Annotated in this window: 20 protein-coding genes; 10 read left to right on the plus strand and 10 right to left on the minus strand. The window is 28.7% G+C overall.

The window, feature by feature from the left end:
- Window positions 1-271: 271 nt before the first annotated feature.
- The 3 genes from RT575_RS05215 to RT575_RS05225 are packed head-to-tail and all read left to right on the plus strand — an operon-like array spanning window position 272 to window position 4,579.
- A complete protein-coding gene (locus tag RT575_RS05215; protein WP_313384808.1) occupies window positions 272-1,084 on the plus strand; it encodes a glycerophosphodiester phosphodiesterase family protein in 813 nt (270 codons plus the stop codon).
- Entirely contained in the window at window positions 1,085-2,683 is a 1,599-nt protein-coding gene (gene bshC, locus RT575_RS05220) for a bacillithiol biosynthesis cysteine-adding enzyme BshC (protein ID WP_313579345.1), read from the plus strand.
- Window positions 2,684-2,725: 42 nt separating this feature from the next.
- Window positions 2,726-4,579, plus strand: coding sequence for a LysM peptidoglycan-binding domain-containing protein (locus RT575_RS05225; protein WP_313579347.1), 1,854 nt, complete (start codon window positions 2,726-2,728; stop codon window positions 4,577-4,579).
- Between the two features lie 111 nt (window positions 4,580-4,690).
- On the opposite strand, the gene RT575_RS05230 is transcribed toward RT575_RS05225, so the two are convergent.
- Together RT575_RS05230 and RT575_RS05235 are read right to left on the minus strand one after the other, a co-directional pair.
- On the minus strand, window positions 4,691-5,059 hold the full coding sequence (locus RT575_RS05230; protein WP_313384814.1) for a MerR family transcriptional regulator: 369 nt from the start codon (window positions 5,057-5,059) through the stop codon (window positions 4,691-4,693).
- Window positions 5,060-5,068: 9 nt separating this feature from the next.
- Entirely contained in the window at window positions 5,069-6,004 is a 936-nt protein-coding gene (locus RT575_RS05235; RefSeq protein ID WP_313579349.1) for a M23 family metallopeptidase, read from the minus strand.
- Between the two features lie 100 nt (window positions 6,005-6,104).
- On the opposite strand from RT575_RS05235, the gene alaS reads away from it, so the two are divergent.
- The 6 genes from alaS to RT575_RS05265 all read left to right on the plus strand — a co-directional run bounded on the left by alaS (window position 6,105) and on the right by RT575_RS05265 (window position 13,448).
- Window positions 6,105-8,714: an alanine--tRNA ligase gene (alaS, locus tag RT575_RS05240; RefSeq protein ID WP_313579351.1), complete on the plus strand. Its 2,610-nt coding sequence runs from the start codon at window positions 6,105-6,107 to the stop codon at window positions 8,712-8,714.
- 211 nt (window positions 8,715-8,925) lie between these two features.
- Window positions 8,926-9,660, plus strand: coding sequence for a hypothetical protein (locus RT575_RS05245; protein ID WP_313579353.1), 735 nt, complete (start codon window positions 8,926-8,928; stop codon window positions 9,658-9,660).
- A complete protein-coding gene (locus RT575_RS05250; protein ID WP_313579355.1) occupies window positions 9,653-10,462 on the plus strand; it encodes a hypothetical protein in 810 nt (269 codons plus the stop codon). Before RT575_RS05245 ends, RT575_RS05250 begins: the two co-directional genes overlap by 8 nt.
- Before the next feature lie 61 nt (window positions 10,463-10,523).
- On the plus strand, window positions 10,524-11,234 hold the full coding sequence (locus RT575_RS05255) for a hypothetical protein (protein ID WP_313579357.1): 711 nt from the start codon (window positions 10,524-10,526) through the stop codon (window positions 11,232-11,234).
- A 90-nt stretch (window positions 11,235-11,324) separates the two neighbouring features.
- A complete protein-coding gene (locus RT575_RS05260; RefSeq protein ID WP_313384823.1) occupies window positions 11,325-12,098 on the plus strand; it encodes a hypothetical protein in 774 nt (257 codons plus the stop codon).
- 39 nt (window positions 12,099-12,137) lie between these two features.
- Window positions 12,138-13,448, plus strand: coding sequence for a hypothetical protein (locus RT575_RS05265; protein ID WP_313579358.1), 1,311 nt, complete (start codon window positions 12,138-12,140; stop codon window positions 13,446-13,448).
- Between the two features lie 188 nt (window positions 13,449-13,636).
- On the opposite strand, the gene RT575_RS05270 is transcribed toward RT575_RS05265, so the two are convergent.
- The 7 genes from RT575_RS05270 to metG all read right to left on the minus strand — a co-directional run bounded on the left by RT575_RS05270 (window position 13,637) and on the right by metG (window position 20,559).
- The gene (locus tag RT575_RS05270) at window positions 13,637-14,437 is read right to left on the minus strand and encodes a nitrilase-related carbon-nitrogen hydrolase (RefSeq protein ID WP_313384827.1); all 801 of its coding nucleotides are present in this window, start codon (window positions 14,435-14,437) and stop codon (window positions 13,637-13,639) included.
- On the minus strand, window positions 14,403-15,068 hold the full coding sequence (locus tag RT575_RS05275; RefSeq protein ID WP_313579360.1) for a phosphatase PAP2 family protein: 666 nt from the start codon (window positions 15,066-15,068) through the stop codon (window positions 14,403-14,405). Before RT575_RS05275 ends, RT575_RS05270 begins: the two co-directional genes overlap by 35 nt.
- Window positions 15,069-15,154: 86 nt before the next feature.
- Window positions 15,155-15,499, minus strand: coding sequence for a 50S ribosomal protein L20 (gene rplT / locus RT575_RS05280; protein WP_038337134.1), 345 nt, complete (start codon window positions 15,497-15,499; stop codon window positions 15,155-15,157).
- Window positions 15,500-15,594: 95 nt separating this feature from the next.
- Entirely contained in the window at window positions 15,595-15,792 is a 198-nt protein-coding gene (gene rpmI, locus RT575_RS05285; RefSeq protein WP_038337133.1) for a 50S ribosomal protein L35, read from the minus strand.
- Window positions 15,793-15,851: 59 nt separating this feature from the next.
- The gene (gene infC, locus RT575_RS05290) at window positions 15,852-16,361 is read right to left on the minus strand and encodes a translation initiation factor IF-3 (protein WP_313374999.1); all 510 of its coding nucleotides are present in this window, start codon (window positions 16,359-16,361) and stop codon (window positions 15,852-15,854) included.
- A gap of 59 nt (window positions 16,362-16,420) precedes the next feature.
- A complete protein-coding gene (gene thrS, locus RT575_RS05295) occupies window positions 16,421-18,343 on the minus strand; it encodes a threonine--tRNA ligase (RefSeq protein WP_313579362.1) in 1,923 nt (640 codons plus the stop codon).
- 179 nt (window positions 18,344-18,522) lie between these two features.
- Entirely contained in the window at window positions 18,523-20,559 is a 2,037-nt protein-coding gene (gene metG, locus RT575_RS05300) for a methionine--tRNA ligase (RefSeq protein WP_313579364.1), read from the minus strand.
- An 85-nt stretch (window positions 20,560-20,644) separates the two neighbouring features.
- On the opposite strand from metG, the gene RT575_RS05305 reads away from it, so the two are divergent.
- Window positions 20,645-20,872: a hypothetical protein gene (locus RT575_RS05305; protein WP_313579366.1), complete on the plus strand. Its 228-nt coding sequence runs from the start codon at window positions 20,645-20,647 to the stop codon at window positions 20,870-20,872.
- 228 nt (window positions 20,873-21,100) lie between these two features.
- Here the strand turns inward: RT575_RS05305 and clpB are convergent, their stop codons facing one another.
- Entirely contained in the window at window positions 21,101-23,713 is a 2,613-nt protein-coding gene (gene clpB, locus RT575_RS05310; protein WP_313579368.1) for an ATP-dependent chaperone ClpB, read from the minus strand.
- Window positions 23,714-23,827 lie beyond the last annotated feature (114 nt).

Consider the following 23,827-nt stretch of genomic DNA (forward strand, 5'->3'; position numbering starts at 1 on the left):
AATCAGAAGCCTCAGATGTTTTTTCTTTGATTGAAGATCCAGCATCATGTAATTTATCTTGTGCTGCATCAATTGCATTTTCAGTTTTTCCTAATAGTCGGTTAAAAAAGTCTTTAAGTCCCATAATAATTTATTTATTGATTATATTCAGTTTAAATTTACACCATAATTTATAATAAACTAATATAAAGTTATGATTATTAAGCATTTTAGGAGATATTATTTTTTGTTTTGGCTTTCGTTAGTTGTTTTTAGTTGTAATCCTAAGAAATTGACAATTGAAAACACTCAACATAATATCAACAAAGAAATAAACTTCAAATATCTAACCAAAAATAAAAATTATGTTAGTGCGCATAGAGGAGGAAGTGGTATAAAAGGTTATCCTGAAAACTGTATAGAATCTTTTGACTATTTGTATAATAATGGAATACAGATATTTGAAATTGATATTGCAGAAACTAAAGATAGGCAGCTTATATTAATGCATGATAATTCTTTACAAAGAACAAGTACTGGAAAACAAGATGTTAATCAATTAAAATTAAATAATGTCAAAAAATATTATCTTGTTGATGATTTTGGGAATAAAACATCTTTTAAAATTCCAACATTTGATGAAACCTTAAAATGGGGGCAAAATAAGTCGATATATTTTATGGTAGATATAAAAAAAGGCGTTGATTATAATGACATCGTTTCTTTAATTGAAAAAAATAAAATGCAAAATCAAGTTGTTTTGGTAACTTATACAGTTGGTCAAGCAAAAAAATTGCACCAAATTGCACCAAATATTCTTTTGTCAGTTTCTATGAGAAATGAACATGAATTTAATGAAATGATGAATAGTGGAATTCCTACAGACAAAATGGTTGCATTTACAGGAACAAAACGAAATAAAAAATCATTTTTAGATAAAATTCATGATAAAAATATTCTTGTAATATTCGGTACTTTAGGAAACTTAGACAAAAGTAATTTAGCAAAAAATGGTCAGTTATATCGAGATTTAGAGAAAGATGGAGTTGATATCTTTGCTACAGACAGAGCAATTTTTGTTCATCAAACAATTAATAAAAATTAAATGGAAACAATATCGTATAAAGATTCTAATTATTTTTCGAAATTGATGTTGAATTACATCGATCAGGATGAAAGTTTGAAAAATTTTTATCAACTTTTCCCAAACAAAAATAATTACATAGAACAAGCTAAAAACAAGCTTAAAAACTATAATCATCGTGAAATTTTAGTTAAACAAATTTCACAACAAATGGAAGGTTTAGATTTATCCAAGAAGCAACAGAAAAATCTAAAGAAACTTGCAGAAAAAAATACAGTTACCATAACAACAGGTCATCAATTAAATTTATTTACTGGTCCTATATTTTTCTTTTACAAAATTATGCAAGTGATTAAAGCTTGTAAAGAGTTAAATAAAGAACAAGATGAAATAAATTATGTTCCTATTTTTTGGATGGCAACAGAAGATCATGATTTTGAAGAAATCAATCATTTTAAATACAATGAACGTGTTATTCATTGGTCAAAACAATTTGGAGGTCCAGTAGGGAGATTATCTACCGAAGGACTACAAGAAGTTTTTGATTATTTCTTTATGCTAATTCCAAATGGAAATAAAAAGGAGCAACTTAAAGAATTAATTAATCAATCTTATCTATCAAATGATAAATTGACTGATGCTACAAGAAAATTAGTTCACTTGTTATTTAAAGATTATGGTTTACTAATGATTGATGGAGATGATAAAGAATTGAAAAAAATAATGGTTCCTACTTTTGAGAAAGAGTTAATAGAATCAACATCTTATCAACATGTAATTCCTCAAAATAAAAAACTTGAAGAATTAGGCTATTCTATACAAGTAAATCCAAGAGAAATTAATTTATTTTATTTTCCGAATGATAATTCTAGAGAACGAATTGTTGAACAAAATGGAAATTACTTTGTAAATAACACTTCTATTAAATTTTCTAAAGAAGAAATTATTAATGATTTACATGAAAACCCAGAAAAATTTAGTCCTAATGTAATTCTACGTCCACTGTACCAAGAAACTATTTTACCGAATGTAGCTTATATCGGTGGCGGTGGAGAAATTGCTTATTGGTTTCAATTAAAAGAAATGTTTAATAGTTTCAACGTGGATTTTCCATTACTTGTACTTAGAAATTCTATGTTAATTAGAACTGAAAAGCAATTAGAAAAACAACAAAAAATAGGTTTATTAAACGAAGAATTATTTTTAAATAGTTTAGATATTACAAAAAAAAGAGCTATTGATTCTTCTAAAATTGCACCTCAATTACCAGAATTAGAAAATGAATTAAAAGAGATTTTTGAGAAATTAGAGAAATTAAGTGAGTTAACGGAATCTTCTTTTGCTGATATGATACAAGCACAAAAAACAAAACAATTAAAAGGTTTTGAGAAGGTAAAAAAACGTTTAATTCATGCTGAAGTTAAGAAAAATGAAGAATTATTGAATCGTATTGATTCGCTATTAACTTGTTTATCTCAACAAAATGGATTGCAAGAACGTATTAAGAATTTTTCGGACTTTGATTATGTAGATTTACACTATTTCATTGATTTTATATATGATAGTATACAACCTTTTGCATTTGAATTTATTATAAATACACTTAATGAAAAACCTTAAACAAAACATATTTTGTATATTTGATAACGAAAATTCATCTCAATGAAAAAAATATTAGCTTTATTATTATTTATAGGTTCATCAGCTCTTTTTGCACAGCAAAGAACACACACTGTGAAAGCCAAAGAAACCGTTTATGGTATTTCTAGACAATATGGTATTTCTCAAGAAGAATTATATAAAGCAAATCCTAAAATAGAAAAAAATGGAATCCATCCTGGAGATTTAATTATTATTCCTTCGGAAAATACAACATCTGTTAATACGAATGATAATAAAGTTGTTACAGATAACAGCATTACTAAATCAAATTCAGAAGATGATAATTATATTTATATAACTATTGCTCCTAAAGAAACAGTATATAATATTGTAAAAAAATATAAAGTTTCTGAAGAAACATTAAAATCATTAAATCCTCAAATTGGGCAAAAAGGATTAGAAGTTGGTGATGTAGTTCGTATTCCTAAAAACAATTCAAATCCTGCTATTTCAATCCCACAAGGCTCTCATCTTATTAAAAAGGGAGAAACTTTATATTCATTATCTAAAGACTTAAAAGTTAGTGTAGATGATCTTTATGCAGAAAACCCTGATTTACAAAAAGGAGTAAGAGAAGGAATGGTAATTACAATTCCTAAGAAATCAGGTTCTGTTGTAATTGAAGATAATTCTATTAATTATACGGTTCAAAATGGAGATTCTGCTTATAGTATTCTAGAAAAGTACAATACTACTTTAGATGATTTATTACGTCTTAACCCTGATTTAATTAATGGTCTAAAAGCTGGTATGGTTCTTAAAATACCTTTACAAAAAAATGCTAAAATTGTAAAATATGGTACTTCAGGAAAATTAAAAAGAGCGAATGATAATGAAATAAATATTGCAATTATGTTACCTTTTGATGTGGTAAAAAATCCACAATTAAAAAACTCTCAGGCAATGCAATTTTTTATCGGATCTAAGTTAGCTTTAACTCGCTTAGCTAAAACAGGAAAAAATGTAAATGTTAAGGTAATTGATACAAAAAATGGAAATTTACAAGACATTTTAGCTAGTAATGATTTTAGTAAAACCGATGCTGTAATAGGACCTTTAAATACATCTGATGTTACTGAAGTTTCGAATTTCTTTAGTAATTCAGGGATTATGGTTATTTCTCCTTATGCGAATGATGATAGTTTAAACTCTTTTAATGATTTAATTATATCAAATCCTAAAGATGAAGTTGTTGCTGATCAAATTATAGAAGAAATTGGTAAAAATTTTGCTGGAGAACAGATTTATTTATTAACAGATAGAGATGATCAAGAGCTTGCTAATTATACAAAAAGGGAATTAGAAAAAAATCTGAAAGCAAATGTTTTAATTGTAGATAATGTTTCTAAAATTGTTCAACCTCATGATAGTGTAAATGGAGAGAATTATTTTACTCCTATAATTACAGTTCTTGTGGGAGATAATGATAATTTAGGAAAACAATATTTAGAAAAACTAAAAACATTTGATAAAGATAATATCAAAGCTTATGGCATTAAATCTGTTTCTGTTTATGATGTTTACAGCCCTGAAAATGCTAAAAATATAGATTCTTTTAGAGATTTTGGTTTTGTTTATAGTACTGCAAGATTGATTAATACGAGAGATCAGGAAGTACAAAATGTTTTAAAAGATTTTAATGAAATTTATTGTGAATTTCCAACAAGATATGAACAATTAGGTTATGACGTAACTTATGACATTGTAAACCGTATGAATAATAAAGGAGACATTACAAATAATATTTCATCAGAAAGTATTGGTCTAGCTTCTAAATTTTCTTACAAAAAAATAAACGGAGGAAAAACATATAGAAATGATACAAGTAGAATTGTTCGTTTACCAAAAAAATAATTTTCTATAACATATAAAAAAAGTCTTTACATGAATGTAAAGACTTTTTTTATATGTTATCTAACTTAAATATATTTTATAATTCCTTGTAATAAGGATTGGTCATTGTTTTTATTCTAATTTAGAATCTTGAATTGTTTCAAATTCATCAAAACTCATTTTTAATTTAATTAATTCATTTTTTATATCTTCTAACCTTTTCACAACATCAATTTCTTCTGTTGTTGTTTCTATTCCTTTTTTACCAATTGCTTGTTTTGCTCCTTCTAATGTATAACCTTTTACCTTTACTAAATAGTATATATTTTTAAAACATTCTATATCATTTTTAGTAAATAAACGATTCCCTTTTTTATTTTTTTTAGGATGAATAATATCAAATTCTTTTTCCCAAAAACGAATCAAAGATGCATTTACATCAAAAGCTTTGGCAACTTCGCCAATCGAATAATACAATTTATCAGGCAGGTTAGTGTTCATTATCAGGGTTTAATCCAAAGATAATGACATTTTTTTAGAATTTTGATAAATTTTTATGAAATCATCTGGGTCAACATCATTATAAAAATACATGATAGGATCTACAGGTTCGCCATCTTTATGAATTTCATAATGTAAATGAGCTCCAGTAGAAAGACCTGTTGTTCCAATATAACCAATTACATCTCCTCTTTTAATTTTTTGACCTTTTCTAACCTTTATTCGAGACATATGAGCATATAAACTTTCGTAACTTTTCCCATGTTTAAGGACAACCATATTACCATAACCAGAATTAAATTCGGCAGTTTTTACTGTACCATCTCCTGTTGCATAAACTGGTGTTCCAACTTTAGCTGTAAAATCTAACCCTTTATGCATTTTATTCACTTTAAGAATAGGATGAAAACGTGTACCAAATCCTGATGCTAATCGATTAACATATTTATCTGCAATAGGTTTTAAAACAGGCATAGAAGATAGATTTGCATCTTTCACACCAATTGTACGAAAAACTTCATCTAAAGATTTAGATTCTTTATCAATATGTTCAATAAGATTCTCTATATCCTCTGCTGTATAGTTATTGATTGCATTATCTACAGAATCAATATTCTCTTTTACTCTCAAATCATAAATAGTTCTATAAATATTACGGTCTTTTTCCTCTATTTCTGATAAAGCAGCTTCAACTTTTTTAAACTTTTTATGTAATTCTTGGTTTTCATTTTCCATTCTTTCCAGTTCAGCTAATAATTGATTTTCTTTATGTTTAGAAATACTTTGAGAAGTATTGAACTTATAACCAATTATTCCCGATAAAACGATAGAGATACATAAAAAAAGTAATGTATATAGTGCTGTTTTAGGAGTTTTTTGAACTCTTTTTTTCAACCAACTCAAAACAAAATTTATAGAATTATACTTATAGTTTTTATTTTCCATTACTTAACTATCCTTTTTATTATCTTTGTAAAACGTTTGCAAAGTAATAAATATTGTACGAGCAAACATGTTAATCAAATGATAAAAATAATTTAATTAAATGAAATCCAAAGATATAAGAAAAGAATTCTTACATTTTTTTGAAACAAAAGGGCACTTAATTGTTGATTCTGCACCTATTGTTTTGAAAAATGATCCGACATTGATGTTTAATAATTCTGGAATGGCACAATTCAAAGAATTCTTTTTAGGGAATGGAACTCCCAAAAGTAATCGTATTGCGGATACTCAAAAATGTCTTCGTGTTTCTGGTAAACACAATGATTTGGATGATGTTGGGAAAGATACATACCACCATACTATGTTCGAAATGTTAGGAAACTGGTCTTTTGGTGATTACTTTAAAAAAGAAGCAATTGCGTGGGCTTGGGAATTATTAACAGAAAAATACGGTATATCTAAAGATCAAATTTATGTAACTGTTTTTGAAGGTGACAAAGGAGATGGTACAACACTAGATCAAGAAGCATTAGATCTTTGGAAAGAACACATTGCTGAAGATCGTATATTATTTGGAAATAAAAAAGATAACTTCTGGGAAATGGGAGATATTGGTCCTTGTGGTCCATGTTCTGAAATCCATGTTGATATAAGACCAGCTGAAGATCGTGCTAAAGTGGATGGAAAATCATTAGTAAATATGGATCATCCTCAAGTTATTGAGATTTGGAATCTTGTATTTATGCAATATCAACGTAAAGCAGATGGTTCTCTTGAATCTTTACCTGCAAAACACATTGATACTGGAATGGGATTTGAGCGTTTAGCAATGATTTTACAAGGAAAAACATCTAACTATGATACGGATGTTTTTCAACCAACGATTCAAAAATTAGAAGAAATTTCTGGTTTTAAATATGGTGTTGATGAAAAAACAGATATTGCTATTCGTGTTATTGTAGATCATCTACGTGCAGTTTCTTTTGCAATTGCGGATGGTCAATTACCTTCTAATACTGGTGCAGGATATGTTATTCGTCGTATTTTACGTCGTGCTATTTCTTACGGCTACCGTTTCTTAAACTTAAACGAACCATTTATTTATAAATTATACCCAATCTTGAAAGCTGAAATGGGAGATTTTTTCCCAGAATTAGTAAAACAAGAAGGTATTGTTACTGGTGTAATTCGCGAAGAAGAAGCTTCTTTCTTAAGAACAATTGAGCAAGGATTAAATAGATTAAACCAAATTATTGAACAATTAGGTGAATCTAAAGTTGTTCCTGGAGATGTTGTTTTTGAATTATACGATACATTTGGTTTCCCTGCTGATTTATCTCGTATTGTTGCAGAAGATCATGGTTTTACAATTGATGAAGCTGGTTTTGAGGCTGAAATGGCAAAACAAAAAGAACGTTCTAAAAAAGCAACTGCTTTAGTAACGGATGATTGGGTTGTTTTAGATGATAGTGGAAACGAAACTTCTATTGCTTATGACAATACAGAAGCAGAAGTCAAAATTACACGATACAGAAAAGTAAAAAATAAAAAAGGTGAATTTTATCAATTAGTTTTCAATCAAACCCCTTTCTATGCTGAATCTGGAGGACAAATTGGAGATAAAGGTGTTATTATTTCTCCTAACGAAACGATAGAGGTTGTTGATACTAAAAAAGAAAATAATTTAATCATTCACTTTGTAGAAACTTTACCTGAGAATGTGAATGGAACATTCCAAGCTAAAATAGATGTTTCTAAACGTAATGCAACAACAAATAATCACTCTGCCACACATTTAATGCACGAAGCTTTACGTGAAGTATTAGGAACACATGTAGAGCAAAAGGGTTCTTATGTTGGTGATGATTATTTACGTTTCGATTTTTCTCATTTCTCTAAAATGTCAGACGAAGAAATTGCTTTGGTAGAACAAAAAGTAAATGAGAAAATTGCACAAGCATTACCATTAGTAGAGAAAAGAGAATCTACAATGGAAGAAGCATTAGCTGAAGGTGCAATGGCATTATTTGGTGAAAAATATGGTGATAAAGTTCGTGTAATCCGTTTTGGTACTTCTGTAGAATTATGTGGAGGAACTCACGTAAAAAATACAGCTGATATACGATTATTCAAAATATTATCAGAATCATCTACAGCAGCAGGTATTCGCCGTATAGAAGCAATTACAGCAGATACAGCTATTAATGCATTAAAAGATGCAGAGAAAAGCTATAATGAAGTTTTAGCTGCCTTAAAAACTAAAAATGATGCATTAAAAGCTGTTCAATCTATATTAGATGAAAATGCAGCGTTGAAAAAACAAGTTGAAAAATTTGTTGCTCAACAAGCAAAAGCTGAAAAAGAAACTTGGAAAGCTGGAGTTAAAGCTATTAATGGAATTAATTTCTTAGCAATCAAAACAAATTTAGATACGAATACAGCTAAGCAGAATGCTATTGACTTAACAAATGAGCTAGAAAATGCATTTATAGTTGTTGGTACAAATGATGCTGTAAAACCATCTATTACAATTTCTATTGCTAAAAACCTAGTTCAAGATAAAGGTTTACATGCTGGTAATATTGTAAAAGAAATCGCTAAACATATTAATGGTGGCGGAGGTGGACAACCTTTTTTAGCGACTGCAGGAGGTAAAGATGTTAATGGATTAGATGCTTCATTAAAACAAGCAGAAGAATTTATTCAATAATTTATTCAAAAAATATATAAAACAATAAAAAAAGACTTGATTTTTAATCAAGTCTTTTTTTATTGTTTTTAAAATGAATTATATGATAAAATGAATAATAGTTAAGAAATTATTTTTTCTTTTTAACATATATATACTTTAAGGTAAAATTTTGTTAAATATTGATAATCAAAGAAAATCTCATTTATTTTTAGTCAAAATTTTAATGCGAATGAAAATACTTTTATTTTTTTATGTTTTATCATTATCCTATTTACAAGCTCAAAATACTTTGATTTCTGGAAAAGTATTAATTGATGAAGATGAGTCTATGGAATTGGAAGGAATAGAAATTACTAACTTATCGAGCAATGCAAGAACAAAAACCAATATAAAAGGAATATTTTCAATTAAAGTAAATGAAAATGATGAATTACTTTTTAAAGGAGAAGGTATAGATGAAAGAAAAATTTCAATTTCTTCTACAACGTTACAAAAAGGATTTATATCTGTTCATCTAAATATAAAGGTTATAGAATTAGCTGAAGCTAATGTAAATACATTGAATAAATTTTGGCAAAAAAATGTAAAATTGAAATATGACTTTATAGATTCTTTATATATAAATTTAGGTTTAGATCCTTCAATAAGATTTAAAGATATTCCTCTCAATCTAAGGTCAATGGGAACAAATATTTCAAGAAAACAAGCAAAACAAAATTTAAAATATTTTAATAAAATAAACGTTCTCGAAAAGATTGAAAATTATTATAACAAGTATTATTTTACAACTACTTTAAAAATCCCTGAAAATAAGATTGATGAATTCTTATTATTTTCTGATTCAAATAATAATTTCGAAGAAATCATCAAACAAAATGATTTTGAATTAATAGAAGAAATGCTAAGTAGAGATTCATCCATTTATCTTGACAAAATAAATGCTAAAATTAAAGTAGATGAATAAAATTTTATTTTTTGTATCTATTAATATTTCATGTTTAGTTGTATCTCATGCTCAATATAAAATGATAACAGGAAAAGTTATTATTGATGATAAAGTTGTTGGACAAGATGTTCTTGACGGAATTTTAGTTCAAAATTTACAAACAGATGCTAAAAATATAACTAATGTTGATGGAATTTTTTCTATTAATGTTTCTGCTGGAGATGAATTGCTATTTAAACATGATTTTTATAAAGAACGATCTGTAAAAATTTCTGAAGCTATGATAAACCGTGGATTTATAACAATTCATTTGAATATAGAAGTTATAGAATTGGGAGAAGCGAATGTAAATCGATTAGATAAAAATATGCTAAATGATCTTGGTAAGGAAAAGGTATTCCAAGAAAAAATTAATACTCAAATGGGAATTAATACTCTGGAGTATAAAATAAAACTAAACTTAAAACATGAAGAAGAAAAAGTTAATAGAACAATTCATCAAATTGGAGGTGTTAATATTATGGGATTATTTAGTTTATTGAGTGGATCATATAAAAAAATTAACTCAAAATCAGAAATTGAGAAAACTAAAGAAGAATTAATTAAAGACCTTAAACAATTTTATACTGAATATTATTTTATTGAAGAATTAAAAATACCAAAAATTAGTATTATTGGCTTTCTAGATTATTGTTATACTAAATATGATTTTAAAAAATTATTGAAAGAGAACAAATATGATGAAATCCTTTCGGTTATCGAAGAACAAGCCCCTATTTACCTTAGTAAAATAAATACTAATATTATTAAAAATGATTAATAAATACATATACACTATTCTATTCTGCCTAATAAATACATTATCGTTTGCCCAATCTAAAATGATCACAGGAAAAATTATAATTGATGATAAAGTTGTTGGACAAGATGTACTTGACGGAATCTTAGTTCAAAATCTACAAACAGATGCTAAGACAACAACTAATATCAATGGTGATTTTTCAATCCGAGTTTCAGTTGGAGATGAACTATTATTCAAACATGATTTTTACCAAGAACGTTCTGTAAAAATTTCTGATGCAATGTTGAATCGAGGAATTATAACAATTCATTTGAATATAGAAGTTGTAGAATTAGACGAAGCAAAAGTAAATAGATTAGATAAAAATTGGAAAAATAACATAAAAGTAAAAAAGACTGAAAAAACAGAATTTTACGAAGCTTTAGGACTCGATCCTAATATGCAATATGCAAAAGTAAATCCTAATGCAACTGCTCTATTAAATAATAATGGAATTATGGATCCAACAGAATGGTTTGGTGTTATTTCTGGACAGAAAAAGAAGGCAAAGAAACAAGATCAATACTTTAAGAAAGTTGATAAAATCAAAGAATTACAAGATTTTTTTACAGATTATTATTTTACAGAAGATTTACATATTCCAGAAAACAAAGTTGAAAATTTTGTTAATTACTGTTACACAAATTTTGGATTGGAAAAATTAGTTAAGGATAATAAATATGATAAAATCGAAGAAATTTTTCAAACTCAAGCACCAATATATATTAATTATATGAACAAAAGTAAATAAATGTAATTTATTCTTATTCTCAATATAAAATCAAATGGTAAGGTTTTTGATTTTAAGAAATATTGTTAATAACAACTAACATACATTTGGATGAAAAAATTAATTTATACACTACTTTTTAGTTTGATCAGTCTTTTTTCTTTTGCACAAACTAGCCTTATTACAGGGCGTGTTGTTGTAGATGATGCTATAGAAGGACAGGATGTTATACCTGGAATATTGGTTGAAAACGAACAAACTCATGCAAAAATTCTTACTAATGAAAATGGAATTTTTTCTATTAATGTTTCTGTAGGAGATTTATTGAATTTTAGTAATGACTTTTATGAAGAGCGTTCAGTAAAAGTAACTCAAGAAATGCTAAATAAAGGATTTATTGTTGTTCATTTAAATATAGAAGTTGTAGAATTAGGGGAGGCAAATATTAATCAATTAGATAAAAATTGGATTAATAATATTAAAAATCAAAAATCTAAAGAAACTATTCTTTATGAGAACCTTGGTTTAGATCCTAGTATAAAGGATAAAAAAGTGGATCCAAATGCTTCTTCAGTTTTAAACGGAAATGGAGTTTTAGATCCATCTCAATGGGTTTCTATGATTTCTGGTCGAAAAAAGAAAGCAAAACAACAAGATCAATACTTTAAAGAAGTTAATAAAATTAGCAACTTACAAAATTATTATACAACAGATTATTTTACACAAAATTTATCTATACCTGATTATAAAGTAAATGAATTTGTTACTTACTGTTATTCAAATTTTGGCTTAGAGCAATTAGTTAATCAAAATAATTATGAAAGAATACAAGAAATTTTTGAAGATCAAGCTCCAAAATACCTAAAAAAAATCCAACAAAAATAAACCTATTACAAACCTTACTCTAAACCACCCTATTACCTAATGAAATTATATTTGTATCCGCTTTTATTACTTACTAGTAGTTTTAGCTTTTCTCAGGAATTAGATACTATTCCTGAGAAAAATTATGATGAAGAATTAAAACTTTTAAAGAATAGAATTAATCAATTAGAAGCTTTATCAAAAGAAAAAATTAATCAAGAAAAAAACAAATCAAGTTTAATAGATCGCTCTAAACTTAGTTTTGATGCAATCATGCGCTTAGGTGAAATGGATTGGAATCAAAATAATATGGATATAAAAACTGGAGAAAGAATAAAACCCACAACTCGTTTTTGGTCCAGAGCTTTATTTTACTTGAATTTGGATACAGATATTACAGAGCAATTTAGCTTTAGATCATCTATAATGACTCATCCTTATTTTGCTTTTGGAGGTGAATCAGATAGTAAACTTTCTATTCTATTAAATGAGCTTTGGGTGGAATATAAACCTGCTAAAAACCAAGCTATACGATTTGGTCGTCAAACAGGTTCTAGAATATGGGATAATTATATTGGTGAACAATTTGATTGGATTAATCATGATGGGATTTCTTATGTTTCTAATTATAAATTCAATAATTATTTATTAAATATAAAATCGGCTCTTTTTATTGAAAAATATGTAGACAATGCCTCGTTTAAAAAACAAGGAAAAATGTATGGTATCTCTGCTAATTTTGGAAAAGATGATGAAATGAAATCTTGGAGATTAAGTTCAGGTCTTCTAATGGCAGAAAAATTACCTAACGTATATTATAGCGATGTTGCTAACTTTTTTTATCCTGGAGATTTAGCTCCTGATTACTCTATTTGGACAAGTCATCTAGACATAAAATTGAAACAACTGTCAAATCTTAATTTTAATGTAAATGTATTTTACAATTTTAAAAATTACAAAACAAATCCTCCTTCAAATTTAATTACAGATAAATCAGGAAATAATTATTTTTCTGAAGGTAATGTATTTAATCCTTCCGAAGCTCCTGATTTCACAAAGCAGAATTTTGGGATTTATGGTAATATAGGTATTGACTTTTCATTATTTAAAAAAGAATTTAAAACAAGTCTTGCTTATTTATATATGGAAAAATATGCTGCTTTAGATTATTATGCACAATATGATTTGGCAAGATGGAATTCAACAAATATACAAGGTCCTGAGTTTATGATTCTTTGTCAATTAAATAAATGGATGCGTTTAAGAAGTCGTAACTTTTTTATGCAAGAAATAAAAGGCTTAAATGGTATTGATCCTAGTTATAAAAGAAGTGGAAATAGAACTAGGTTAGATCTTTTAATCAATTTCTAAATAAAAAAAATAATTATTTTTTGAAGGGCAATCCCTACGGGGTATGCTTTACGCTATATCTTTTTTGATTGAATACATTTCAACTTCGCTCAATGAACAATCTAAAAAGGATGTCGCTTCAATCACTATTGCAAAAACTTTATAAAAAAATAAGCTAACTAAATGGTTAGCTTATTTTTTGTAATATTTTATCCAAAATAAAATTGATCTCTATCTTCAAGAAAATTAAAATGCTTTCTTGCATCATTTTGTTCAGTTTTATTTATTTCAAATTGTAATATTTCCTGATGATTATTTATAGGTATTAATTCTTTTCCTAATGTATCAAACATTTTTGAATCTCCGCTATAATCTAATTTATATCCATCTTCTCCTGTCCTATTTACAGAAGCTACATAACTCATATTTTCTATTGCACGAGCCTTTAATAAACTTATCCAAGCATCTCTCCTAGCCTTTGGCCAATTAGCTACACAAAGTAATAAATCATATGGATTTTTTTCTGTATTCCTTATCCATACAGGAAAACGCAAATCATAACAAACAATTGGTCGTATTTGCCAACCTTTATAATCTATCGTAACTACTCTGTCTCCAGAGGAATAAACGGTCGCTTCTTTACCATAACTAAATAAATGTTTCTTATCATAAATAAAAACTGAACCATTTGGAGATACAAAATAGAATCTATTATAAAATTTTTCATTCTCTTTTGTAGAAATACTACCAGCAATTGCAGCATTTAATTCTTTTGATTTTTTTTGCATCCATACAAAAGTATCGCCAAAAGGTTTCTCTGCTACCTTTTCTACATTCATAGAAAAGCCTGAAGAAAACATTTCAGGTAAAAGAATTATATCTGTTTGATGATTATTAAGTAAATTATCAAGATAACGTTGATTAGCTTCTGCATCTTCCCAAATAAGATTATATTCTATAAGAGAAATACAAAGTTTATTTAATCGTTCTATTTCTAATGATTTTTTCATCTATCTTATTATTTTTAATGGTATTGATGATATAATACGTAAATATAAAAATAAAAAAACCAATCATAGAACCTCCTACTGTATCAATTGCAAAATGCCTTGAAAGATAAATACGACTTATAGCAATACTTGGGAATAATAGTGCAAAAAACAATTGTAACCAACGATTCTTAGTCAGTAAGCAAAGTGTCATAGCAATTACTGTAGCAGTTAATGAATGTCCAGATGGGAAAGTTGCAGCCATTTGTATTGCATAATTTTTTACAAGAATAATATTTATATTTTTATGTGTAAAATAATAGCCAGGTCGTAAAGTTTCTGAGAAATAGACATTCTTAAAAAAAACACTAATTAATGATGCAGCTGTTTCAGCAGTAAAAAGATAGAGAAACATTCTTCTTGTATTTGTCCAAAATAAATACCCTAATAAAATAAAAAATAAATATAATGTTCCAAAATCTGTATAGTAAACAAAAAATTTATCAAAATAAGGATTACTAAATTGATTAAAATATAAATGCAATTCATCTCTACCAAAATATTGAGTAAGAGCAACCGCTGCAAAATTATATATAAAAAATACTACAAAAAATGGCCAAATACGTAGAAATAGATCTTTTTGTTGATGCATTAATAATAAGTTTAGGTTCAAATTTATCAAAAAAAAACTTGGCTAAATAGCCAAGTTTAAAACGTTTTAATATATTGTTTAATAAATTATTTTACTTTTTCTACGATTGCTTTGAAAGCTTCTGGATTGTTCATCGCTAAGTCAGCTAAAACTTTACGATTTAATTCAATTCCAGCTTTGTGGATAGCTCCCATAAATTTAGAGTAAGACAATCCGTGTAATCTTGCTCCAGCGTTAATTCTTTGAATCCATAACGCACGGAAATTTCTTTTCTTTTGACGTCTATCGCGGTAAGCGTATACTAAACCTTTTTCTACTGCATTTTTAGCAACAGTCCAAACGTTTTTTCTTCTTCCGTAATATCCTTTTGCAAGTTTTAAAACTCTTTTTCTTCTAGCTCTTGACGCAACTGCGTTTACTGATCTTGGCATAATTTTTAATTTTTTTGTAGTGGGCGAGATTGCTCTGCTTTAAGGCCCATCGACAGGGTTAATAATGAATTAATAAACCAAATAAGAACACGTTCTTATTTTAATCTTAATTGTTGTTTTACTGAATGAACATCAGCTTGATCAACTAAACCAGTTTGAGTTAAATTTCTCTTTTGTTTAGTCTCTTTTTTTGTTAGGATGTGGCTTTTAAAAGCGTGTTTTCTTTTAATTTTACCTGTTCCTGTTAATTTGAAACGTTTTTTCGCTCCAGATTTTGTTTTTAATTTTGGCATGATTACAAATATTTAAAATTAAAACGTTTTTTATTTTTTGTAAGATGATAAGAACCTAATTATTTCTTAGGTCCCATCATCATAATCATTCTTTTACCTTCAAGTTTTGGCATTTGTTCTACTTTTCCAACATCTTCCAATTCTTGAGCTAAACGTAACAATAGGATTTCACCCTGATCTTTAAAGATAATAGAACGTCCTTTAAAGAAAACATAAGCTTTCAATTTCGAACCTTCTTCTAAGAAAGATCTTGCATGGCGTTTTTTAAATTCATAATCATGATCATCAGTTTGAGGACCAAAACGAATTTCTTTTACCACAACTTTTTGTTGCTTAGCCTTTAGTTCTTTCTCTTTTTTCTTTTGTTCGTATAAATATTTTTTATATTCTACGACACGACAAACAGGTGGAACGGCTTTTTCACTGATCATTACCAAATCCAAACCTTGCTCCTCTGCTAGTTGTAAAGCTTTAGAAATTTGATATACACCAGGCTCTATGCCTTCTCCAACAACGCGAACTTCTTTTGCGTCAATCTTATCATTGATCTTGTGTTGATCTTCCTTAATTACTCTGGCTGGACCTCTGCCGCCTTTTCTTCTTATTGCGATAGTATTCTGTTTTTAAATTATTTTAATTTGATTTGTTCCTTCATGAAAGCGATGAATTCTTCTATTGTCATCTCTCCCAAGTCTCCTTCTCCATGTCTTCTTACAGAAACTGTACCGTTTTCTGCTTCTTTTTCACCTATAACTAACATGAAAGGAATTTTGTTGATTTCTGCATCACGAATTTTTTTACCAGTTTTTTCATTTCTACTGTCAATCAATCCGTTAATTTCTTCTTCAGCGAGCAAATTTAATACTTTTTCTCCATATTCCACATATTTTTCACTAATTGGTAAAATTGTGAATAAATCTGGAGTTAACCAAAGAGGTAAATTACCTGCTGTATTTTCTAATAAGATAGCAATGAAACGCTCCATAGAACCGAATGGTGCACGGTGAATCATTACTGGTCTGTGTTTTTCGTTATCTGCTCCAGTATATGTTAAATCAAAACGTTCTGGTAAATTGTAGTCAACCTGGATTGTTCCTAATTGCCATTGACGTCCTAAAGCGTCTTTTACCATAAAGTCTAATTTTGGACCATAAAAAGCAGCTTCACCATATTCTACAACTGTTGGTAAACCTTTTTCAGCAGATGCAGTTATAATAGCTTGTTCAGCTTTTGCCCAATTCTCATCAGAACCGATATATTTTTCTTTATTATCTGGATCTCTTAAAGAAATTTGAGCAGAATAATTATCGAATCCTAAATTTTTGAATACATACAATACTAAATCAATTACTTTTTTAAATTCTTCTAATAATTGATCTGGAGTACAGAAAATATGAGCATCATCTTGAGTGAATCCACGAACACGAGTCAATCCATGTAATTCTCCTGATTGTTCGTAACGATATACTGTACCAAATTCTGCATAACGTTTTGGTAAATCACGGTACGACCATTGAGAAGTTCTATAAATCTCACAGTGATGTGGACAGTTCATTGGTTTTAATAAAAACTCTTCTCCTTCGTTTGGTGTTTTTATTGGTTGAAAACTATCTGCGCCATATTTTGCATAGTGACCAGATGTTACATACAATTCTTTCTGACCAATATGAGGAGTAACAACCATTTCGTAACCTAATTTTTGTTGTTGCTTCAATAAGAAATTTTCTAATTTTCTTCTCAAAGCAGCTCCTTTAGGTAACCATAATGGTAAACCAGCTCCTACTTTTTCAGAAAAAGCAAATAAACCTAATTCTTTACCTAATTTACGGTGATCACGTTTTTTAGCTTCTTCTAACAACTCAAGATATTCTGTTAAATCTTTTTGTTTTGGGAATGTAATTCCATAAACACGAGTCAACATTTTGTTTTTCTCGTCTCCACGCCAATATGCTCCTGCAACATTTAAGATTTTAGCAGCTTTTACGATTCCTGTGTTCGGGATATGACCTCCACGACATAAATCTGTAAAATTATCATGTGTACAGAATGTAATATCTCCATCTTTTAAATTAGAGATTAATTCTGTTTTGTACTCATTATCTTTATATGTTTCTAATGCTTCTGCTTTAGAAACTGGGTATAATTTAAATTCAGCTTTCTTTTTTGCATTTTCAAGCATTGCTTTCTCTACTTTAGCAAAATCAGCTTCTGTAAATTTATCATCACCAAAATCAACATCATAATAAAAACCTTTATCAATAGCAGGTCCTATTGTTAATTTTGCATGAGGATAAAACTCCATAATAGCTTGTGCTAATAAGTGAGCAGATGAGTGCCAAAAAGCTTTTTTACCCATTTCATCATTCCAGGTTAACAATTTGATCGTTGCATCTGTCGTGATTGGGGTTGTTGTCTCAACTTGTTTGTCATTAACCAAAGCCGATATTACATTACGTGCTAAACCTTCACTAATGCTTTGTGCAATCTCCATTGGAGTTACACCACTCTCATACTGTCTTACACTTCCGTCTGGAAGAGAAATGTTTATCATCTTTCTTTTTTGAATTTTAACTAGTACGCAAAAATACGAAATATATGTAAGCTAATAAAATTTTAAAGCATTGATTTTTATGAATATTTAAAGATAAAATCAAACTAAATAATAGAAAAAGAAAAAGCCATCTCTTCATTTGAGATGGCTTTTTATATTTATTTAAAATCAAACAGTTATTATCCTACCTGTACTCCATTTGGAGTTTCAGCTTCTGGATTAACAAAAGTTAATTTACCATCTTCTTTATCAGCAAATAATAACATTCCTTGCGATTCTATTCCACGAATTTTACGTGGCGCTAAATTAGCTAAAACCATTGCTTGTTTACCTACGATTTCCTCTAAAGTAAAATGCTCTGCAATACCAGAAACAATTGTGCGAATATCCATTCCAGTATCAACTTTCAACTCGAATAATTTATCTGCTTTCTCTACTTTTTTTGCTTCTAAAATAGTTCCTATACGGATATCCATTTTCTGGAAATCATCAAAAGAAATCAATTCTTTTTGTGGTTCAGCATTTGGGTTTGTCATATTATTTTTGACTTTACTTTCGTTCAACTTATTAATTTGTGCTTCTATTGCCTCGTCTTCAATTTTAGAGAAAATTAATTCTGATTGACCTAATTGATGACCTACAGGTACATATTCGTCTGTAGATTCTAAATCATTCCAATCTTCTCTCTCCAAATTCATCATCGATAACATTTTATCTGATGCAAAAGGAATAAAAGGTTCTCCTAATTGTGCTAATGCAGCAGCAATTTGATTCGCTGTATACATAATTCCTTTTACAGTTTCCGGATCATCTCCTTTTTTCCAAGGCTCTTGTGCTTGTAAAAACTGATTTCCTAAACGAGCCAAATTCATGTACTCTGTAAGTGCTGCACGGAATTCATATTTTTCGATATGCTCTGCAATACGTGTTGCAAAATATTTTATCTCTGTTAACTCTTCAAATTCTATTGTTTTTTCAGGAACAATTCCATCGTAATATTTGTGTGTTAAAACCATTACACGATTTATGAAGTTTCCTAAAATACCAACTAACTCTGAGTTATTTTTTGTTTGAAAATCTTTCCAAGTAAAGTTATTGTCTTTATTCTCTGGCATGTTAGCTGTTAATACATAACGCAAAGTATCTTGTTGATTTGGAAAATCTTCTAAATACTCATGAGCCCAAACCGCCCAGTTTCTTGAAGTAGAAATTTTATCATCTTCCAAATTCAAAAATTCGTTTGCAGGTACATTATCTGGCATAATATAATCTCCATGAGCTTTCATCATTGTTGGAAATATAATACAGTGAAAAACAATATTATCTTTACCTATGAAATGAACTAATTTAGTTTCTTCATTTTGCCAGTAATCTTTCCAGTTTTTCCCTGTTTTTTCAGCCCATTCTTGTGTGAAAGAAATATAACCAATTGGTGCATCAAACCAAACATACATTACTTTACCTTCTGCTCCGTCTACAGGTACTGGAACTCCCCAGTTAAGATCACGAGTCATTGCACGAGGTTTTAATCCGTCATCTAACCATGATTTTACTTGACCATAAACACTAGATTTCCAATCGTTTTTATGTCCTACTAAAATCCATTCCTTTAAGAAATCTTGGTATTGATCTAATGGTAGATACCAGTTCTTAGTTTCTTTTTTGATTGGTGTATTTCCAGATAAAGCAGAACGAGGATTTATTAATTCTTCTGGACTTAATGTAGATCCACATTTCTCACATTGATCTCCATAAGCATCAGGGTTTCCACATTTAGGACATTCTCCACGAATATATCTATCAGCCAAAAACTCATGTGCATCTTCATCATAAAATTGTTCTGTAACTTCTTCTGTAAACTTATCATTGTTGTATAAAGTTTTAAAGAAATCCTGAGATACTTCTCTATGCTTTTCCGAAGTAGTACGTGAATAAATATCGAATGTTACACCAAAATTAGCTAATGTTGTTTTAATGTTTTCATGGTATCTATCTACAATATCCTGAGGTGTTACACCTTCTTTTTTTGCACGAATAGTAATTGGAATACCATGTTCATCAGAACCTCCAATAAAGGCTACATCTTTTCCTTTTCTTCTTAAAAAACGAGCATAAATATCTGATGGAACATATACACCAGCCATATGACCGATGTGTAAAGGACCATTAGCATACGGTAATGCTGCGGTAATCGTATATCTCTTTGGTTGACACATTTACTTAAAATCTATAAATGCAAAGATACAATTAGTTGTTTGTATTGTTAAACCTTTTACCTATTTTTATCAAGAATTAAAAGTTATGGGAGAACAAGAACAAATTGCAGATAATCCAAATGAAATTGTTGCAGATATAATTAATAATGTTTTTACATATATCAACTATATTATGGTAGCTGCATTAGTTGTTTTATTAACTTATATGACGATTAAGGACTACATTAAAAGAAAAAATAGAAAGAAACTTGAAGAAGAAATCAAAGAATATCATCATTTAGATAATAGAAATGATGAAGAAGAAAGAGAATAAAAAATCTGATTTTTAAAAAGTTATTTGAAAATATTAAAATACCATATAACAAATACAAAAGTTATATATTGAAATTATTTAATTCATCTTTTTTATTCTGTAATTTGTAATAGCAATTGCCCCCAAAATAATTTAGATAATAGACATATTCTGAAAAAAAATAGATAAAAAAATCCTACTCAATTTCTCAAGTAGGATTCTTTATTCACATTAAATAAAATCTCAATATTATAACCCTGTACGAAAAACTAATTTGTTATCTCCAGGTTTTTCTTCAAAATAATCAATTAAAACAGCATCGTTGTCATTGATTTCTCCTTTCAAAATTTCTTTAGAAAGCTCATTCAACACATCTTGTTGTATAACTCTTTTCAATGGACGAGCACCGAATTGAGGATCATATCCTTTTCTAGCTAAATAATCTACAGCTTCTGGTGTAATATCTAATGTAATATCACGTAAAGCTAATTTTTTAGCAACTCCTTTCAAGTAAATATTTACTATCCCAGAAATTTGGTTCTCTGTCAATGGACGGAATAAAATAATTTCGTCGATACGGTTCAAGAACTCTGGACGGAAATTTTGTTTTAATTCCTCAAAAACAACATCTTTTGTATCATTATAAACCTCAGCAACATTTGTTTCATCAATTCCAGAGAATTTCTCAAGAATTGTATGAGAACCAAAGTTAGACGTCATAATAATAATTGTGTTTTTGAAATTCACCAAACGACCTTTATTATCAGTTAATCGTCCATCATCCAATACTTGTAATAAAATATTAAATACATCTGGATGCGCTTTTTCTATCTCATCTAATAAGATAACTGAATAAGGACGACGACGTACTGCTTCTGTTAACTGACCACCTTCATCGTAACCAACGTAACCCGGAGGTGCTCCAACTAAACGAGAGACAGCATGACGTTCTTGATACTCAGACATGTCTATACGAGTCATTGCGTTTTCATCATCGAACAAAAACTCTGCCAAAGCTTTTGCTAATTCTGTTTTACCAACCCCAGTAGATCCTAAGAACAAGAAAGAACCAATTGGTTTACCTTCATCACTAAGTCCAGCACGAGATCTACGAATTGCATCAGAAACAGCTGTAATAGCTTCTTCTTGTCCTAATACACGTTGGTGCAATTCTGTTTCCAGATTCAATAATTTCTCACGATCAGACTGCATCATTTTTTGTGCTGGAACTCCAGTCCATTTAGATACAACTTCTGCGATATCATCGGCATCAACAAACTCTTTAACTAATTTATTTTGTTTATTTTCTTCTAATTTAAGCTCAGCATCTTCTAAATCTTTTTTGGCATTTACCAAATCTTCAAATTCTAATTTCGATGCTTTAGCATAATCATAATCACGTTTAGCACGTTCGATATCAAATTTTATATTCTCTATCTCTTTTCTTAAATCCTGAACTTCATCCGCACGATTTCTTTCAGCTTCCCATTTGGAGTTTAATTGATTTCTTTCATCTTGAAGATTTGATAATTCTTCTTTTAAAAGATTCAATTTCTTTTCATCATCTTCACGTTTAATAGCTTCAATTTCTATCTCTAATTGGATAATTCTACGATCTAATTTATCTAACTCTTCAGGTTTAGAATTCATTTCCATTCTTAACTTAGAAGCAGCTTCATCCATTAAATCAATTGCTTTATCTGGTAAAAAACGATCTGTAATATATCTTGTAGATAATTTTACAGCAGCAATAATTGCTTCGTCTTTTATTCCAATTTTATGATGTTGTTCATACTTATCTTTAATTCCACGTAAAATAGAAATTGCAGATTCTTCATCTGGTTCTTCTACCATTACTTTTTGGAAACGACGTTCTAATGCTTTATCTTTTTCAAAATACTTTTGATATTCATTTAAAGTTGTAGCCCCAATAGAACGTAATTCACCTCGAGCCAATGCTGGTTTTAGTATGTTTGCAGCATCCATAGCTCCTTCACCTCCTCCTCCGGCTCCAACTAAAGTATGTATCTCATCTATAAAAAGAATGATTTCACCATTAGATGCTGTAACTTCTTTTACAACAGCCTTTAATCGTTCTTCAAATTCTCCTTTGTATTTTGCACCAGCAACCAAAGCTCCCATATCTAATGAGAAAATTTGTTTATTTAATAAGTTCTCTGGTACATCACCACTAATAATTCTGTGTGCTAAACCTTCAGCAATTGCTGTTTTACCAACACCTGGTTCACCAATAAGAATTGGGTTATTCTTTGTACGACGAGATAATATTTGTAGTACACGACGAATTTCTTCATCACGTCCAATAACAGGATCTAATTTTCCTTCTTTTGCTAAATCTGTTAAGTTTTTAGCATATTTATTTAATGAATTATATGTTCCTTCTGCGTTTTCAGAAGTTACTCTTTCTCCGTTTCTCAATTCTACGACTAATTTTTTTGTGTTATCGAATGTTACACCTTTATTTTTTAGAATTTGACTTACAGGCGATACATTCTTAATTATACCTAATAATAAATGTTCTAATGTGATAAAATCATCGTTCATCTCTTTTGCTATTTCTTGTGCAGATTGTAAAATCTGATTAGATGAATTAGAAAGATGATTATTTTGTTGACCTTCAACTTTTGGGTATTTATTAATTTCAAGATCTAATTCGGGCTTTATTAAGTCCATCTTAATACCTTGTTTTTCTAAAATTAATGATAGTACATTTTCGTCTACATCTATCATTCCTCCTAAAATATGAGCGGGTTCAATTGCTTGATTTTTATGTGCTACAGCTATCTGCTGTGCAGATTGTATAGCTTCACGACCTTTTATAGTAAATTGATTAAAATCCATATTGTTTTTATAGTTTTTTGTTTGATATTTTTATCTCATCAAAAAAAATTCCAAACTTAAAAGATTTAAAAACATCTGACTTTTTGACTATATTGAATAAAAAAAGAAGACATT

Origin of the sequence: Chishuiella sp., assembly GCF_032109125.1 — a bacterium.
Taxonomy (GTDB): domain Bacteria; phylum Bacteroidota; class Bacteroidia; order Flavobacteriales; family Weeksellaceae; genus Empedobacter.

Bases quoted from the DNA above. Each gene is read 5' to 3' on its own strand.
- rplT (WP_038337134.1), bottom strand. From the start codon at position 15,499: ATGCCAAGATCAGTAAACGCAGTTGCGTCAAGAGCTAGAAGAAAAAGA.
- clpB (WP_313579368.1), bottom strand. From the start codon at position 23,713: ATGGATTTTAATCAATTTACTATAAAAGGTCGTGAAGCTATACAATCT.
- RT575_RS05245 (WP_313579353.1), top strand. From the start codon at position 8,926: ATGAAAATACTTTTATTTTTTTATGTTTTATCATTATCCTATTTACAA.
- bshC (WP_313579345.1), top strand. From the start codon at position 1,085: ATGGAAACAATATCGTATAAAGATTCTAATTATTTTTCGAAATTGATG.
- RT575_RS05305 (WP_313579366.1), top strand. From the start codon at position 20,645: ATGGGAGAACAAGAACAAATTGCAGATAATCCAAATGAAATTGTTGCA.
- RT575_RS05275 (WP_313579360.1), bottom strand. From the start codon at position 15,068: ATGCATCAACAAAAAGATCTATTTCTACGTATTTGGCCATTTTTTGTA.
- RT575_RS05270 (WP_313384827.1), bottom strand. From the start codon at position 14,437: ATGAAAAAATCATTAGAAATAGAACGATTAAATAAACTTTGTATTTCT.
- RT575_RS05235 (WP_313579349.1), bottom strand. From the start codon at position 6,004: ATGGAAAATAAAAACTATAAGTATAATTCTATAAATTTTGTTTTGAGT.
- metG (WP_313579364.1), bottom strand. From the start codon at position 20,559: ATGTGTCAACCAAAGAGATATACGATTACCGCAGCATTACCGTATGCT.
- RT575_RS05260 (WP_313384823.1), top strand. From the start codon at position 11,325: ATGAAAAAATTAATTTATACACTACTTTTTAGTTTGATCAGTCTTTTT.
- RT575_RS05255 (WP_313579357.1), top strand. From the start codon at position 10,524: ATGATCACAGGAAAAATTATAATTGATGATAAAGTTGTTGGACAAGAT.
- rpmI (WP_038337133.1), bottom strand. From the start codon at position 15,792: ATGCCAAAATTAAAAACAAAATCTGGAGCGAAAAAACGTTTCAAATTA.
- RT575_RS05230 (WP_313384814.1), bottom strand. From the start codon at position 5,059: ATGAACACTAACCTGCCTGATAAATTGTATTATTCGATTGGCGAAGTT.
- RT575_RS05225 (WP_313579347.1), top strand. From the start codon at position 2,726: ATGAAAAAAATATTAGCTTTATTATTATTTATAGGTTCATCAGCTCTT.
- RT575_RS05250 (WP_313579355.1), top strand. From the start codon at position 9,653: ATGAATAAAATTTTATTTTTTGTATCTATTAATATTTCATGTTTAGTT.
- RT575_RS05265 (WP_313579358.1), top strand. From the start codon at position 12,138: ATGAAATTATATTTGTATCCGCTTTTATTACTTACTAGTAGTTTTAGC.
- alaS (WP_313579351.1), top strand. From the start codon at position 6,105: ATGAAATCCAAAGATATAAGAAAAGAATTCTTACATTTTTTTGAAACA.
- thrS (WP_313579362.1), bottom strand. From the start codon at position 18,343: ATGATAAACATTTCTCTTCCAGACGGAAGTGTAAGACAGTATGAGAGT.